General features: G+C 63.1%; 15 protein-coding genes and 1 pseudogene. 12 read left to right on the forward strand and 4 right to left on the reverse strand.

Annotation, left to right across the window (positions count from 1 at the left end):
- Positions 1 to 39: 39 nt before the first annotated feature.
- A complete protein-coding gene (cadR, locus tag BLU22_RS03360) occupies positions 40 to 504 on the reverse strand; it encodes a Cd(II)/Pb(II)-responsive transcriptional regulator (RefSeq protein WP_090212117.1) in 465 nt (154 codons plus the stop codon).
- A gap of 372 nt (positions 505 to 876) precedes the next feature.
- Here cadR and BLU22_RS03365 point away from each other — a divergent pair, with 372 nt between their 5' ends.
- The 11 genes and pseudogenes from BLU22_RS03365 (at position 877) to BLU22_RS03415 (ending at position 12696) form a co-directional block, all read left to right on the forward strand.
- Positions 877 to 3012, forward strand: a complete 2136-nt coding sequence (locus tag BLU22_RS03365; RefSeq protein ID WP_449404113.1) for a heavy metal translocating P-type ATPase — start codon at positions 877 to 879, stop codon at positions 3010 to 3012.
- A 203-nt stretch (positions 3013 to 3215) separates the two neighbouring features.
- A complete protein-coding gene (lspA, locus tag BLU22_RS03370) occupies positions 3216 to 3728 on the forward strand; it encodes a signal peptidase II (RefSeq protein WP_090212119.1) in 513 nt (170 codons plus the stop codon).
- 59 nt (positions 3729 to 3787) lie between these two features.
- A pseudogene (locus BLU22_RS03375) lies at positions 3788 to 4159 on the forward strand (ISL3 family transposase); the annotation flags it as partial.
- Positions 4160 to 4272: 113 nt separating this feature from the next.
- Positions 4273 to 4599, forward strand: coding sequence for a DUF2946 domain-containing protein (locus BLU22_RS03380; protein ID WP_231975292.1), 327 nt, complete (start codon positions 4273 to 4275; stop codon positions 4597 to 4599).
- 133 nt (positions 4600 to 4732) lie between these two features.
- Positions 4733 to 6022, forward strand: coding sequence for a TolC family protein (locus BLU22_RS03385; protein ID WP_090212122.1), 1290 nt, complete (start codon positions 4733 to 4735; stop codon positions 6020 to 6022).
- 29 nt (positions 6023 to 6051) lie between these two features.
- Positions 6052 to 6594, forward strand: a complete 543-nt coding sequence (locus tag BLU22_RS03390; protein ID WP_090212124.1) for a hypothetical protein — start codon at positions 6052 to 6054, stop codon at positions 6592 to 6594.
- 9 nt (positions 6595 to 6603) lie between these two features.
- Entirely contained in the window at positions 6604 to 7713 is a 1110-nt protein-coding gene (locus tag BLU22_RS03395; RefSeq protein ID WP_090212125.1) for an efflux RND transporter periplasmic adaptor subunit, read from the forward strand.
- A gap of 14 nt (positions 7714 to 7727) precedes the next feature.
- The gene (locus BLU22_RS03400) at positions 7728 to 10847 is read left to right on the forward strand and encodes an efflux RND transporter permease subunit (RefSeq protein WP_090212127.1); all 3120 of its coding nucleotides are present in this window, start codon (positions 7728 to 7730) and stop codon (positions 10845 to 10847) included.
- 146 nt (positions 10848 to 10993) lie between these two features.
- On the forward strand, positions 10994 to 11317 hold the full coding sequence (locus BLU22_RS03405; RefSeq protein ID WP_090212129.1) for a DUF2790 domain-containing protein: 324 nt from the start codon (positions 10994 to 10996) through the stop codon (positions 11315 to 11317).
- Between the two features lie 273 nt (positions 11318 to 11590).
- Complete coding sequence (locus tag BLU22_RS03410) at positions 11591 to 12025, forward strand: disulfide bond formation protein B (RefSeq protein WP_090212130.1); 435 nt, start codon at positions 11591 to 11593, stop codon at positions 12023 to 12025.
- On the forward strand, positions 12022 to 12696 hold the full coding sequence (locus BLU22_RS03415; protein ID WP_090212132.1) for a DsbA family protein: 675 nt from the start codon (positions 12022 to 12024) through the stop codon (positions 12694 to 12696). Before BLU22_RS03410 ends, BLU22_RS03415 begins: the two co-directional genes overlap by 4 nt.
- Before the next feature lie 143 nt (positions 12697 to 12839).
- Here BLU22_RS03415 and BLU22_RS03420 read toward each other — a convergent pair whose 3' ends face one another.
- On the reverse strand, positions 12840 to 13799 hold the full coding sequence (locus tag BLU22_RS03420; protein WP_090212133.1) for an arsenic resistance protein: 960 nt from the start codon (positions 13797 to 13799) through the stop codon (positions 12840 to 12842).
- A gap of 291 nt (positions 13800 to 14090) precedes the next feature.
- On the opposite strand from BLU22_RS03420, the gene BLU22_RS03425 reads away from it, so the two are divergent.
- A complete protein-coding gene (locus BLU22_RS03425; protein ID WP_090212135.1) occupies positions 14091 to 14648 on the forward strand; it encodes a recombinase family protein in 558 nt (185 codons plus the stop codon).
- 62 nt (positions 14649 to 14710) lie between these two features.
- Here the strand turns inward: BLU22_RS03425 and BLU22_RS03430 are convergent, their stop codons facing one another.
- Together BLU22_RS03430 and BLU22_RS03435 are read right to left on the reverse strand one after the other, a co-directional pair.
- Positions 14711 to 15028, reverse strand: a complete 318-nt coding sequence (locus tag BLU22_RS03430) for a hypothetical protein (RefSeq protein WP_090212136.1) — start codon at positions 15026 to 15028, stop codon at positions 14711 to 14713.
- Between the two features lie 259 nt (positions 15029 to 15287).
- Positions 15288 to 15785, reverse strand: coding sequence for a hypothetical protein (locus BLU22_RS03435; protein ID WP_157718965.1), 498 nt, complete (start codon positions 15783 to 15785; stop codon positions 15288 to 15290).
- Positions 15786 to 16207 lie beyond the last annotated feature (422 nt).

Raw genomic sequence — 16207 nt, forward strand, 5'->3', positions numbered from 1 at the left:
GATTGCTCCCTTCACAAGCGGCACTCAGGCTGGCCCCGGCTACCGCTGATGGGAGATGCCTCCTGAGTGCGCGCAGCGCACGTGATTGCCCTCGCTCGTTTCGCCTTCGCATAACGGCTGCGACAATTCGTGGAGGATGCCGCAGTGGGCGGCGGCACTCGGCTCGTTGCAGCACTCACGCAAGCTCTTGAGCTGTTGCTCCAGCTGGCGGAGCTCCTCGATGCGTGCGGTGACATGGCCGATGTGCGCGTCCAGCAGGGCATTCACATCGGCGCAGTGCTCGCTGGGAGCATCCTTGAAGTGGAGCAGTCCCCGAATCTCGGCGTGTGTCATGTCCAGCATGCGGCAACGGCGAATGAAGGACAGCCTTTCGACATGCGCTTCGGTGTAGATGCGAAAGTTGCCGTCGCTGCGGGCGGGCGAGGCGAGTAGCCCCTCGCGCTCGTAGTAGCGGATGGTTTCGATCTGGGTGCCCGTGGTACTGGCTAGCTCACCGATTTTCACGTTGGTCTCCGATAGCCGGGTCTGGTGACTCCTATTTGCAGCATAGGCTCTTGACTCTGTAGTCGCTACAGGTTGTTTACTCGTGTCCAACGTCATTGGGGGTACAGCATGGGTGAGTGCAACGCTGTTGGGTGCGGTTGTTCCACTGCGTCGTCAGCGGAACCGAAGAGTCTTGCCACCGGAGCGGGCAAGACTGTGCAGTACCGCATCGACAACATGGACTGCCCCACCGAGGAACGGCTGATTCGCGACAAGCTGGAGCCGCTCGCCGGGGTGACAGGGTTGGAGTTCAACCTGATGCAGCGCACGCTGACGGTGAACCATCAGCTCGATTCGTTGGAACCGGTCGAAGCCGGATTGCGCGCCATCGGCATGCAGGCCCAGCGTCTTGCCCTTCCAGCCGAGCAGGTGTGCACGGTGTTGACCATCGCGAAGATGTGTTGCCCCACCGAGGAACGGCTGATTCGCGACAAGCTGACCGGAATGCCCGGCGTCGAGTCCCTGGACTTCAATCTGCTGCAACGCCGTTTGACGGTCACGCACCGTCCCGAAAGCCTGAATGCCATCTTGGGCGCGCTGACATCCATCGGCCTCGAAGCCAAGGTCGAACCGAGCGTTGCCAACGACACCGCCGAGCCGTCTACCAGCCCCCGCCATTGGTGGCCACTGGCCGTGGCGGGCGTGAGCGCGACCCTGGCCGAGGTCGTGCACTGGTTGAACGGTGGCAATCACTGGCTGGTCGTGGCGCTTTCCGTGCTGGCGATTGCGGTAGGCGGACTCTCGACCTACAAGAAAGGCTGGATTGCCCTCAGGAACCGCAACCTGAACATCAATGCGCTGATGTCGATTGCCGTTACCGGGGCGATGCTCATTGGCGAGTGGCCGGAGGCGGCCATGGTGATGTTCCTGTTCGCCCTGGCCGAGGTGATCGAGGCCCGATCGCTCGACCGTGCGCGCAACGCGATTCGCGGCCTGATGGAACTCGCTCCGGAAACGGCCACCGTCCAGCAACCGGATGGCACGTGGCTGGGTGTACCCGCCAGACAGGTGGCAGTGGGAGCCACGGTGCGTCTGCGCCCGGGCGAGCGAATCGCGCTGGATGGCGTGGTGACCCAGGGGCACTCGAGCGTGAACCAGGCTCCGATCACCGGCGAGAGTTTGCCGGTGGACAAGACCGTGGGTGACAGCGTGTTTGCCGGGACGATCAACGAGACGGGGTCGTTCGAATTTCGGGTGACGGCCGAAGCCAGTCACTCGACGCTATCCCGGATCATTCATGCCGTCGAATCCGCCCAAGGGAGTCGGGCGCCGACCCAGCGCTTCGTCGACCGCTTCGCGCAGATCTATACGCCGACAGTGTTCCTGATCGCCTTGCTGACCGCGGTGATGCCGCCGTTGTTCTTGTCCGGCGAGTGGATGGACTGGATCTACAAGGCGCTGGTGCTGCTGGTGATTGCCTGCCCCTGTGCACTGGTGATCTCCACGCCGGTATCCATCGTCAGCGGCCTGGCTGCGGCCGCACGCAAGGGCATTCTCATCAAGGGCGGTGTGTACCTTGAGGAGGGTCGCAAGCTGGCCACGCTGGCACTCGACAAGACCGGCACCATCACCCATGGCAAGCCGGTGCAGACCGACTTTATTGCTTTGCGCGGAGACGAGGCCCGGGTTCACGCCCTGGCGGCCAGCCTCGCTGCGCGCTCGGATCATCCGGTATCCCACGCCATCGCCCTGGCGGCAAACGAAGCCGGCTTGGCGTTATACCCGGTGACCGATCTGGCTGCCATTCTGGGCCGTGGCGTGCGTGGCCGTATCGACGATCATCTGTACCAGCTGGGCAACCACCGGCTGATCGAGGAGCTGGGTCTTTGCTCGGAAGCCATCGAGGCGCAACTGTTTGCCCTGGAGCGCCAGGGCAAGTCGGTGGTGCTGCTGGTCAACCAGCACGAAGTCCTGGGCATTTTCGCGGTGGCCGACACGGTGCGAGAAACCAGTCGCGAAGCGATCAGCGAGCTGCACGCCCTCGGGGTGAAAACCCTGATGCTCAGCGGCGACAACATCCATACCGCCGAAACCATTGCCCGCTCGGTCGGCATCGACGAGGCTCGCGGTGGGCTGCTGCCGGAAGACAAACTCAAGACCATCGAAGGGCTGATGACGAGTGGCAAGGCCGGTGCGGTCGGCATGGTGGGGGACGGGATCAACGATGCGCCCGCGCTGGCCCGGTCGAGCATCGGCTTCGCGATGGGAGCGGCGGGGACGGATACCGCCATCGAGACGGCGGACGTTGCGCTGATGGACGACGACCTGCGCAAGATTCCCGCATTCGTCCGGCTTTCGCGGGCGACCACCACGGTGTTGCGGCAGAACATCGCTTTCGCCCTCGGGATCAAGGCGGTTTTCCTGCTGCTGACGTTCACCGGGCAGGGCACGCTGTGGATGGCGGTGTTTGCCGACGCGGGGGCCAGTTTGCTGGTGGTGGCCAACGGGCTGCGGTTGCTGCGCAAGTAATGGGTTTGCGAGCTTCTGCGGTCCACGAGTGCTGATCCAGGGGGGCAAGCCAGGCTGGAAAGTGTGGGTGTCCGGAATATATGGTTGGGCGGCGTTCTCGTCGCTTGGCTTGGTTCAAATTTCCAGATCTGATTGCCGGTACCGTCGTGGGTGTTGTTGTGCACAATGGCGCTAGGTGCATTCTGGCGCTTAAGGATTAAAAAATGCTTGTTCTTGACAAGAAGCTCTCGTCGCATGCCATATTGTCTCTCTCCGGCTTGATAGCAGCGTCGGACCAAGGTGTAAAGTGGATAGTCCAGCAGTCAATGGGTTATGGCGAGTCTCTTCCAGTGACTCCGTTCCTTAACTGGGTACACGTTTGGAACACCGGTGCCGCATTTAGTCTTTTCGCTGATGGTGGAGGCTGGCAGCGCTACTTTTTTATAGGGATCGCGGTATTGGTCTCGATTGTGCTTATCAAATTTATCCGAGACAATCGTCATAAAGGGGAAGCCATCGCTTACTGCCTGATCCTCGGTGGTGCTACAGGTAATCTGATTGACCGGATATTCCGTGGCTATGTTGTGGACTACCTTGATTTCTATTGGCGATACTGGCATTGGCCGGCCTTCAACCTCGCCGACATTGCAATTGTCCTCGGTGCATTTCTTATCGCTTCCGTAAGCTTGTTACGTGGGAAATCAAATCTCAATGTCGAGCCAGATGGGGCTGCCTGAAGCCTACACCTAATAAAGCCATGACCGAAACTCCCGACGACATCCTGCACATGCCGGAATACGAGGTGCGGGCCTGCAAGACCACCTTCAGACTCCAGCTACCGGAGATGATGGACGGCTTCCGCCTGACGCTACGGCTGCATGAGTACGTGGAGAAGGCCCTGCCCTAAGTGGTTGAACAGACCGGCCTGGACGAGAAGACGGTGTGGGACATTTTCAACGCTTGTGCCGAGCTCATGAGCTACTGGCGCCGCCTCGAGACGCCCCGTATCTTGGCATCGATGAACTGTATCTGGATCGGCGTTATCGTTGCGTCCTCACCAACATCAAGGCGAAGGCCGTGGTTGATCTGCTGGCCAGCCACCGTCAGGATGTGGTGACCAGCCCTGATGAAGCTGAAAGACTGGCAGAAGGTCGAGATCGTCAGCGTGCCGTCGGTCCCGTCAGGTTTTCTTACCAGACAGAAACTGTTAAGATTCCATATAACTAATCCATCTACTATCAAGTCCTTATGCGCCGTTGGCTAACGATTTTTCTGCTGGTGATGATGCCGCTGCAGCTCGGTTGGGCTGCAGTGGGCAGCTATTGCCAGCACGAATCGGGTAACCAGACGAAGCATTTCGGCCACCACGTTCATCAGCACCAAAGCCAGGCGGGAAGCGAGGACGACGACGGTCCCGATCCCCAAGGCGGCAAGAACCTGCATGGCGATTGCAACGCCTGCGTTTCCGCTGGCGTCACGGCGATCTTTTCCGCGGCAACTCTGTTTGATGTGAACAGCTCCTCAGCTGGCGAGACTGGCTACCAAGCTCATCCGCTGTCCCGGCCATTCTCTCCGCCTGAGCGCCCTGCCTGGGCCCGCCTCGCCTGATCGGCGAGGCGACTCCTCTCTCCCGTACCCACTCAACGACCATCGTCAGCGACGATGAGCGTTGGCGTGCTGCGAGCCAGCTGATGGCGTCTCGCCGATTCCCCGTGAGCTTTTTCATCACTGGAGAGTCGGGATGTTCCCAAGCAAAACCAGAAAATGGCTGCCCTGTGCCTTGCTCGTGCTGGCCACCGGCAGTTCGTTGGCGCAGACAGCGCCAAGTGCTTCCAGCCTGCAGTCGGTCACTGCCGGTCCTTTATCGCTGAAGCAAGCCTTCGATACCGCTTGGGCGCGTCAGCCCGAAGCGGAGTCCTCGTCTGCGCGTCGTGAGGCGGCCACTGCCCGTCGCGCCGCCGCCGCCAGCTGGACCGCCGAGCCCATGGCCCTGGAGCTGTCGAGCAAAGGCGACCAGCTCAATGGCAACGATGGTAGCCGCGAGCACAATGTCGGCCTCGCCATCCCCCTGTGGCTGCCCGGCGAGCGCTCGCGGACGGGCGCCGTGGCCGAGGCCGAGGCCCAGTCCACCGCCAGTCGCGCCTCGGCTGCGCAGCTGCGTACTGCTGCCGAGGTGCGCGAGGCGTACTGGCAGTGGCAACGCAGCCGGGTCGAAGCGAGCCTGGCCCGCGAGCGCGAGGGCAATGCCCGACAGCTCGCTGCCGATGTCGCCAAGCGGGTCAAGTCGGGTGAGCTGGCCCAGGCCGATCAGCACCAGGCCGAGGGGGCTGCGGCTTTGGCCGAGATCGAAGCGGCGCGAGCCACGAGTGCGCTGGCGACGGCTGCGCAGCAGTTGCGCAGCCTGATCGGCACCCTGCCGGGTGGTCGCGAAGAGGCTGCGTCTGGCGTAGTTGCCGGTGAGCCGGTACCCGCGCTGCCCGCCGACTTCGCTGTGCTGGATGCCCAGCATCCGGCGGTGGTCGCACTGCTGGATCAGGCCGAGGTCGCTCGCCGCTCGGCCGAGCTGGCTCGCGTGCAGACCCGAGCCAATCCCGAGTTGACCTTGTCTACCAGCCGCGAACGCGAGCCGGGGGAGTCCTATGACGAAAGCCTCACCTTGGGCATTCGCATCCCCTTCGGCTCGGGCAGCCGCAATCGCGCCAAGCAAGCCACGGCCGAGGCCGAAGCCATCGAAGCCGAGGTGCAGGCGCGTCTGGCGCGTGAGCGCCTGCTCGGCGAGCTGGAGGCCGCCCGGCTGGAGTTCGAATCCGCCCGCGCCCAAGTGACTGCTGCCGATAAGCGTGCCCGGCTCGCCCAGGAGTCGCGCGGTTTCTTCGAAAAATCCTTCCGCCTCGGCGAAACCGATCTGCCGACGCGCCTGCGTATCGAGCTCGAGGCAACCGACGCCAAGCGTCAGGCCGCTCTGGCCCGACTCGATCAGGAGGCGGCGACTTCCTCACTGCGCCAGGCACTGGGTCTGCTGCCCGAATAGGGCCAGAACGAACCTACAGGACTGCAAAGATGACACTGTTTCCAAGGCTGACAGCCTTCACTGCGGCGATCTTGATCGCTGCCGCCCCCCTGGCCACTCAAGCCGGCGAGGGGCATGACCATGGCGAAGCACCGGCCACTCCGACAGGGTCGGCCCTGCCGCGTTTCGCAGCGACTTCCGACACCTTCGAGCTGGTCGGCGTGCTCGATGGCCACGACCTCACCCTGTGGCTCGACCATGCAGCCGATAACAGTCCGGTCGAGGGCGCGAGCCTCGAACTGGAGATTGGCGGCGTCAAGGTCGAGGCCGAGCAGCACGAAGCCGGCGAGTTTGAGGCCGAGCTGGCGGCAGAGCCCGAGGAGGGCGAGATCGCCATCAAGGCCAAGGTCGTCGTCGGCCAGCGCACGGAGCTGCTGAGCGGTGATCTGGATATCCACGAAGAGCACGCCGAAGAGTCTGCATCTGGCGCCTCTTGGGGTACCTATGGTGCCTGGGGGGCCGGCGGGCTGGTTCTGCTCGCCTTGCTGGGTTGGGCTATGCGCCGCGCCCGTGTCGCTCCTCGTCATTCGTGAAGGTGTTCCATGAAAGCTAATTTTCTGATTTCCGCGGTGTGCTTGGCTCTGCTGTCCCTGACCTCGCCAGCCTGGGCTGGCGAAGGGCATGACCATGGCGAAGAAGCGCCTGCAACCAACGGAAACGGCCCGCAGCGACTGCCCGACGGCAGCGTATTCCTGCCCAAGCCGGCGCAACGCCAGATCGGGGTGCGTACCTTGCCGCTCGAGACGGCCGAGTTGCCGCGCTCGCTGGAGTTGGCCGGCAAGGTGGTGATGGACCCCAATGCCGGCGGCATGGTTCAGGCCGTGCTGGCTGGGCGCCTCGTGGCTGGACCGCGCGGCTTTCCCAGCGTCGGGCAGGTGGTGAAAAAAGGTGAGGTGCTGGCCTATGTCGTAGCGACCGGCGATGTCCTCGAACGGGCCAATCAGGCTGCGCAGCTGGCCCAACTGCGGGCGGCCAAGGGCCTTGCCGACCAGCGCCTGGCGCGCTTGCGCGAGCTGGCCGATACGGTGCCGCGCAAGGATATCGAGGCAGCGGCCAGCGAGGCCGCGAGTCTGGGGGCGCAAATCGCTGCGCTGAGTTCGGGCGTCAATGCGCGGGACGCACTGGTTGCGCCGGTTTCCGGGGTGATTGCCTCGACCAATGCCGTCGCCGGCCAGGTCGTCGACGCCCGCGAACTGGTGTTCGAGGTAGTCGATCCCTCCCGTCTGCGTATCGAAGCGCTGGCCTACGACCTGAACCAAGCGGCCGATGTGGCGGGAGCCACTCTGGCGGTGGGCAGCGAACGTGTGTCGCTGACCTTCATCGGCGCGGCCCGCAGCCTGCGCGATCAGGCCCTGCCGATGCTGTTCCAGGGCGAGGGCAGCGCCTTGTCCCGGCTTGCCGTGGGGCAGCCGGTGAAAGTCTTCGTGCAGACCGCCAGTCGTACCCAGGGCATCCGGGTTCCAGCAGCGTCGCTGATGAAGAATGCTGCCAACCAGAATGTCGTCTGGGTCAAGACCGCCCCGGAGCACTTCGTGCCGCGCCCGGTCACCTTTGCCGCGCTGGACGGGGTATCCGTGGTGGTGACCAGTGGGCTTGCCTCTGGGGATCGTGTCGTGACGCAGGCCGCCAGCCTGATCAACCAAATTCGCTGAAGGGAGCCTGACCCATGTTCAAGTGGCTCCTCGACAACAGCCTCGGCAACCGCCTGCTGGTGATCATCGCCAGCCTGGTGCTGATGGCCTACGGCGCATTCACCCTGTCACGCATGCCGGTGGATGTCTTTCCCGATCTGAACAAGCCCACGGTCACCATCATGACCGAGGCTGGCGGCATGGCCGCCGAAGAGGTCGAGCAACTGATCACCTTCCCGCTGGAGACCACGATGAACGGTCTGCCCGGCGTGGAGAGCGTGCGCTCGGTCTCCAGCAGCGGGCTGTCGTTCATTTACGTCACCTTCGACTGGAGCACGGAGATTTTTCGGGCCCGGCAGATGGTGTCGGAGCGGCTCTCCGCGATGGAGGAGGGCTTGCCACCGGGCGTGATCCCGCGCATGGGGCCGATCAGCTCCATCATGGGCGAGATCATGCAGATCGCGATTCCCATCGACGCGGCACGGATCACCCCGATGCAGGTGCGCGAGTTCGCCGACTGGGTGCTGCGTCCGCGCCTGATGGCGATCCCCGGTGTGGCCCAGGTGATCCCGATTGGCGGTGAGGTCCGCCAGTTCCAGGTCCAGCCCGACACGGCGCGCATGGCCGAGCTGGGCATCAGCCACACGCAGCTGGAGGAGGCGCTCAAGGGCTATTCGTCGAATACCTCCGGGGGCTTCCTCGAGCTCAATGGGCGCGAGTATCTGATTCGCAACCTGGGGCGGACGTCGAGTCTGGGGGATCTGTCGAACCTGGCCATCACGGCGCGTAACGGCCAGCCGATCCTCCTGCGGCAGATCGCCGAAGTGACCTTTGCCGCAGCCCTGAAGCGCGGCGATGCCGGCTTCGAAGGCAAGGCAGCAGTGATCCTCGGCATCCAGAAACAACCGACGGCCGATACCATCCAGCTGACCCGCTCCATCGAGGCGGCGCTGGGGGAAATGCGCAAGTCGCTGCCGACCGGAATGGAGGCCCCCCAGGTCACCTTCCGTCAGGCCAGTTTCATCGAGGCTTCGATCAGCACCCTGCAGGGCAAGCTGATCGGCGCCTCGGTGTTCGTCGCGGCGATCCTGTTCTTCTTCCTCGGCACGCTGCGGCCCACCATCATCGCGCTGACGGCCATTCCGGTGTCGATCTTCATCACCGGTCTGGTGTTCAAGTACTTCGGCCTGTCGATCAACACCATGACCCTCGGTGGCCTGGCCATCGCTATCGGTGGATTGGTCGACGATGCTGTGGTGGGCGTGGAGAACGTGCTGCGCCGGCTGAAGGTGGAGCGGGCCAAGCACCCCGAGCACCGCCTGCACCCGCTGGAACTGGTGGGGCACGCGACCATGGAGGTGCGTTCGGCCATCCTCTACGCCACCATCATCATTGTGCTGGTGTTCCTGCCGCTGTTCGCCCTGCCGGGCATGGAAGGGCGGCTATTCGTACCGCTGGGGATCGCCTTCATCGTCTCGACCCTGGCCTCGCTGGTGGTTTCGGTGACCGTCACCCCAGTGCTGTCCTTCTATCTGCTGCCGCGGATGAAGTCGCTGGAGCATGGCGACACCAAACTGCTGGCTTGGCTGAAAAGCCGCTATCGCAGCAGCTTGCAAGCCGTCCTGCAGCGTCCGAAGGCAGCTGTAGTCGTAGCGGGCATTGCCGTGTTGGTCGCGGCAGCGAGCGTGCCGTTCTTCCCGAAGACCTTCCTGCCGCCGTTCAACGAGGGCACCTTGCTGATCGGCCTGCGTCTGAACCCCGGCGTGACTCTGGCGGAGTCCTCGGCGCTGGCCCAGCAGGCCGAGCAGTTGGTCATGCAGGTGCCGGAAGTGACCCACGTCGGCCGCCGCAGCGGTCGCGCGGAGCTGGATGAGCACGCCGAGGGTGTGCACGTCAGCGAGCTGGATGTCGGCCTCAAGCCGGCCTCGGAGCTGACCCGCTCGATGGATGAGATCAGCGGTGACATCCGTTCGCGGCTGGTCAATCTGCCAGCGGCCATCGGCATCGGCCAGCCGATCTCGCACCGGATCGACCACATGCTGTCCGGCGTACGCTCACAGATCGCCATCAAGATCTTCGGCGAGGATCTGGACACCCTGCGCGGCCAGGCGGATACCCTGCGCGGCAGGCTGGCGGATATTCCTGGCATCGCCGACCTTGAAATCGAGAAGCAGGTGCTGGCTCCGCAGATCAAGGTGCGCATCGACTACGCCGCCGCCGCCCAGTACGGCGTGCCCGCGCCGCAGATCCTGGCGACGCTGGAGAGTCTGGTCGAGGGCGAGAAGGTCACCCAGATCGTCGAGGGTGGCCGGCGTTTCGCCCTGGTGGTACGTCTGCCCGAGACGGCGCGTTCGGCGGAGGGCTTGGGCAACATCCTGTTCGAGACCCCGACCGGTAGGGTGCCGCTGTCGCGGATCGCCAGCATCGAGGACGGCGACGGCCCGAACCAGATCAGTCGCGACGACGGCAAGCGTCGCATCGTGCTATCGGCCAACGCCCAAGGGCGCCCGCTGTCGGAGATCGTCGAAGACATCCGCAAGGTGGTCGACGAGAGCAAGCTGCCGGAAGGCTACTTCATCACCCTGGGCGGCCAGTTCCAGGCCCAGGAGGAAGCGTCGCGTCTGGTCGGCCTGCTGTCCATCGTCTCGCTGATCCTGATGTTCGTGGTGCTCTACAGCCGCTACAAGTCGGCGACCCTGTCGGCGCTGATCATGGTCAACATCCCGCTGGCCCTGGTCGGCGCGGTGCTCGGCCTGTGGTTGTCGGGGCAGCCGCTGTCGATTGCTGCGCTGATCGGCTTCATCACCCTGGCTGGCATCTCGGTGCGCAACGGCATCCTCAAGGTCAGCCACTACATCAACCTGATGCGCATCGAGGGCGAGAACTTCGACCACGCGATGATCCTGCGTGGCTCGCTGGAGCGCCTGAGCCCGGTGCTGATGACGGCGCTGGTCACCGCCTTTGCCCTGGCGCCCCTGCTGTTCGAGGCCGAGCGGCCGGGCACGGAAGTCCTCCACCCGGTGGCGGTGGTGATCTTCTCCGGCCTGATCAGCTCGACCCTGCTCGATACCTACCTGACCCCGGTGATGTTCTGGCTGTTCGGCCGCAAGGACACCGAGCGCCTGATGGCTGATCGCGAAGCGGGGGCCTTCTGATGGTTTGCCTCATTTTTCATCGAAATCACAGCCCTCCGGGGCGGTATTGCGCACCACAACGTAACCGTGTTTGCCGGCAAATGATCCGGAAGCTGAAGTCACTGAAGCAGCACTCGGCAAATTACCGAAGTGATAGAGGAACTCAAATGAAAACCCTGAAAGCAATCTTGGCCATCTCGATGTTTGCCGTCTCTTCCATCGCAATGTCGGCTGGTTTCGATAAAGATCCTGGCAGGCTCATCCAGGAGAACCAACGCGCCATGGAAGCGTATGCCGCAGAGCTCGGGAAACCCGCTCCGAAAGTCGAGAAGTATCGCTATGGCATGGAGCTCGATGTAGTCAAGGTGATCAGTGTGACACGCAAGGCCAAGGTCTGTGGCGTGGTGCCTGCGCGGATGACCTTCCTCGACTCAAAGGGTGAGCTCCAAACGGTCGAGTACCAAGCAGTCGGAGGATGCCGGCGCGGCTGAGCGGGGGCCGGCTGACCAATCGCCTAAAAATGGCCCCACCTAATGTAAGGAGCGGCTGACTGCAGCCGTGTGGTTGAAAGTGCTTTCGTCTGGGCCTTGCTCCTTTCCAGACACTCGGCGTCCCAGTGGCGCCGATTTTTTAGGGAATCTCCTATGGGATTTAGGATCCCGACGAGCCCTTCTGAAAACCGCCAATCTGGGAGGAATCGTCATGTTTCAAGTCAATGGGATGGCTGTCCACTGCTGTCCTCGTTACATAACAAGGAGGGGCCAATGAGTACGTCATCATCTTCCGGACCCTGGCCACTGCTTCTACTCGCCTGGTTGGTGGCGCTGCTGTCGAGTCTCTCCGCACTATTCATCGGAGAGGTCATGGGGCAGGCTCCCTGCGTACTGTGCTGGTTCCAGCGCACCTTTATGTTCCCGCTGGCGGTGATCCTGGCCATCGCCTGCTACCGCTCGGACTTCGCCATCTGGCGTTACGCTCTGCCGCTGGCCGGCATCGGCGCGGCACTGGCCTTCGCTCACACGCTGCTCTACGCCGGGCTGATTCCTCAGCCGATCCAGCCCTGCACGGCTACCGGTCCGTCCTGCTCGGGCGCCGGCATGACCATCTTCGGCGGCGTGCCGCTGCCGATGCTGGCCCTGTTTGCTTTCGTCCTTATCGCCATCCTGCTCCTCGTCATTCGCCGGAGAACTGCTCCATGAACCGCCGTACCCTGGTCATGATCATCAGCGTGGCGATCCTGGCCGTCTTCGCCGTGGCCGTATTCCTCTACTCGCAGACGACGCCGCCGCAACCGCCGCAGGTGGCCCAGGCGCCCGCCCAGATGCCGCCGGACGCGCCCAATGGCGGCAACCTGGTGCGCTTCCACTCGCCGGTGTTCGGCCCGGCACAGGCGCCGGTGACCATCGTCGAGTTCTTCGACCCCTCCTGCGAGGCGTGCCGTGCCTTCTACCCTCATGTGAAGAAGATCCTCGTCGAGAACCCCAGCGATGTGCGGCTGGTGCTGCGCTATGTACTGTTCCACCAGGGCTCCGAGGAAGTGACGCGCATGCTGGAGGCCGCGCGCAAGCAGAACCTCTACCCGCAGGTATTGGAGGCCGTGCTCGCCGCCCAGCCAGGCTGGCACGACGACCCCAAGGTGGCAGCAGCCTGGGTCGCCGCCGAGGGCGCCGGCCTGGATGTGGAGAAGGCCCGCGCTGACATGCACACGCCCGGCGTCGACGCCGTACTGGAGACGGATATGCAGGACGTCAAGACGGTGGGTATCCGGGGCACCCCGACCTTCTTCGTCAATGGCCGCGCGCTGAGCGAGTTCGGTCCCGAGCCGCTGCGCGATCTGGTTCGCAGCGAAGTAGCCAAGGCCAGGAACTGACACCAAGGGTGCGCTGATAGAGCTTACAGTCCACCTCCTGCCGGGCGTAGCGTAGGCACCCGGCGGGTGGTGCTGCCGGGATGGCACCGGCACTCGCTGAAGTGCTGTTTTCGCCCGCTACCAAACACAGACAGGTACAGGCTCTAGATACCCCTTACCAGCGCCGGGATGGCGCGCAGGTAGATCAGCTCACCGACCAGCTCCACCAGGGTCTGGGTTATCACCGCGGCCGCCGCCAGCCCACTGATCGGCTCGGGCAGGGCCAGTGCCAGTGGCAGTACCACCAGCGAGTTGCGAGTGGAGGTACTGAAGGCCACCGCCCGCGCTGCCGGCGCCGCCAGGCGGAACAGCCTGGCGCTGAACGCCCCGAGCGCAGGGGCGAGCAACATGAACGCGGCGTAGACCGGTAGCAGGGGGGCCAGCACTTCCAATTGCTGGGCCACCGCAGCGATCTGCGAACCGATCACGGTCACCAGTACCACTGCCATCGCCGGCACGGGCAGCCAGGCCCAGCCGGCGCTCCAGATGCGTACCGCCGCGGAGCGTCTCGCACTCAGCTCGGTGGCGACGGACAGCCCCAAGGGCGCGACGATCAGCAACAGGAAGGCCTCGGCGAAGGGACGGATAGCTATCACCGTGTCCACCTGCGTGCCGAGCATGAGCTTCAGATAAACCGGCAGCATCAGCAGCTGGAGCAGCAGCAGGAGGGGCGTGGCGGCCAGTACCAGCCGCGAGTCGCCTTTGCCCAGGTGGGTGAATACCACCACGTAGTCGATGCAGGGCGTCAGCAGAACCAGCAGGGCTCCGACCAGCAGGGCCTTGTTGGTCGACAGCGGCAGGGTCAGAAGCCAGACCAGCAGCGGCACCAGCACGAAGTTGGCCAGCAGCAAGGCGCCGACGAAGCGTCGGTTGGCGAAGGCTTGCTGAAGTTCAAGGAATGGAATCTGCATGAACATGGCATACATCAACACGGCAATCGCCGGCGTGATAGCCATTGCCGCCAGATCAGCCATATCTTCGGAGGTCAGACCTGCAGCAGCCGCGATGGCTACGGCGACGAAATACAAGCCTATCTGGTTATGCTCCAGCCAGTCTCGCAACATCCTCAATCCCCTCCTGTTTGTGGTGCAGGCATTCTCGCACCTTGAAAGGCGTTATTTCTGGGCTGAGGTGTTTTCAAGCGGCAAGAGACAATTCAGATAAAGCAGAAGATAGGCGTGACAGAGTTTTTGATCGATTACGGCCGCCACTCATCTGTCCGGATGAGCCATACCCTATCCAGACACCCAGAAAGCCCGCCTCTAACCGTCTGGATAGGGTCGTTTTTTGAATTGTTTGACATATGTATGTTAGCCTCTTAAGGTTCATCCATACACATTCCCCTAGGAGGTGGCATGCAGGGGCAGCGGATCGGCTACATCAGGGTCAGTACCCTCGACCAGAACCCGGATCGCCAGCTCGAGGGCGCCCAGGTGAGCAAGACGTTCACCGACAAGGCCTCCGGCAAGGACACACAGCGTCCCCAGCTCGATGCTCTGCTCGGCTATGTGCGCGAGGGCGATACCCTGGTGGTGCACAGCATGGATCGCTTGGCACGCAACCTGGACGACCTCCGCCGCCTGGTGCAGCAGCTCACCGGTCGCGGCGTGCGGATCGAGTTCATCAAGGAAGGACTGATCTTCACCGGTGACGATTCGCCAATGGCCAACCTGCTGCTGTCGGTGATGGGGGCCTTCGCCGAGTTCGAGCGAGAACTCATCCGCGAGCGGCAGCGCGAGGGGATCGCCCTAGCCAAGCAGCGCGGCGCCTACCGCGGCCGAAAGCCCGCCTTGAGCAACGCCCAGGCCGCCGAGCTGCGCCGTCGCGCCGAGGCGTGCGAGCCGAAAGCTGGCCTGGCTCGCGAGTTCGGGATCAGCCGGGCGACCCTCTATGAGTACCTGAGAGGCATCTAATCCGGCGCTTATTTATGGGTATTGGCCCATAAATAAGTGCTTTAAATGGTCAGATGGACGGATCAGGTCGCCCAAGCTTCGACTCGCTTGCCGGCGCGGATCTCGATGAGTGCTCGCCGCAGCCGGCTATAGCGATCGGCGGCAGCCACGACGGACTCGACCTCAGCCATAACCTCAGCAAAACGAGCACGATCGGTATAGTGCAGGCTGTCCAACCCGCGGATCAGCGTGTCTGCGTGCATCCGCATCGCCGTCAGTTCATCAGAGGTCGGGATTTCGTCCTCAGTCATGTCGGCGATCTCGTCGATCAAGTCGGCCTCAAACCCGAGGCCGGTCAGACGTTCCAGGCCGTAAATTTCGCTGATTGTGCTCTCTTTCATGGCGTTTCCCTCGTGACTGCATGAGTTGCGGCGATTTCCGCTGCTTTCCGGCACTGATTTATGGGTTATTAGCCCCATATTTACGCGCTTTCAATGGTCAGGTCTGCACTCGCCCAATCGATCGCATCCGTGCGGGTCTTGCGTGGCCGAGCCATGACCACATCGCAGCACGCAGGTGCTAGAGTCAGGCTGCCGGCACGGCAACGCAGGGTGCTGCCGTCCGCCCGGTACGCATGGATGCGCTGGCCGATGCCGGTCCTCACGCGGAGCTGATCGTGCCTGGGAGCTTGATGTTCCAGGCGACGATCTCCTCTTGGCTGTCGCGTGCGTACAGCGGCTCGCAGTTGGCGCCGTGGTCTTCCAGCCAGGCCTTGGCCGCCTCATCGAGCGCGCGCGCCACCAGCTTGAGCTTCTGCACGTAGGTCCACCCGGACTCCTGCCGGAGTGTCGCGCGCACGGTGTTGGTCGGCAGGAAGCTCGGCGGTGCGAGGCGTTCATGCCGCTCGAGGTCATGCAGCCAGCGGCCTGCGGTCAAGCCGATCTGATCCCGGCGATGCTCGAGGGCCGCCCAAGCTTGGGCGGCCCGGGTCAGTTCGTCGGGCTCGACCAAGCGCACCGTGTCGATGCCTTCGGCCTGCCGATCAACGCCGTAGTTTTTACGGAGCTGCTGGATGAACGCCGTCGCCGCGGCATACCACTCGGCTGCTGCACGGGCATCAATGTCGCGAGTGCTGTGGTGGATGCTTGATCTGGCCATGAGACCTGTATTTATGGGTAAACAACCCATAAACGGGGACCTCTAAAAACGTAGGCGAGGCAGTCAGCGCAAGGCGAAAACAGGCGAAAAAGCGCAGTTTATGTGTTGTAAATGAGCATTTTGAGCCTGTTTTCAACGCAGCGATGACAACGCAGGTGGTTTTTAGAGGTGCCCAAATAATGCCTTGATAAGGCAATGTCCAGTCGGGTACGGCACGATAGGCACCGGCCCGCATTTCGAGATCAGCCGAGCCACCCTCTATGAATATCTGTGCGCTGGCGAGCAGCCTGCCGCGCTCAATTTGATTCTGTTACACAATCAATGGAGTACAGCATGTCCAAAATGGCCGCATTTCGCCGCGCCGAGCGCGAGCTCAGGAGCAACTGGCCCTGCTGGAGAAGCTCTAGGCTGCAGCCGGCCTG

Source organism: Pseudomonas guangdongensis (assembly GCF_900105885.1).
Taxonomy (GTDB): domain Bacteria; phylum Pseudomonadota; class Gammaproteobacteria; order Pseudomonadales; family Pseudomonadaceae; genus Geopseudomonas; species Geopseudomonas guangdongensis.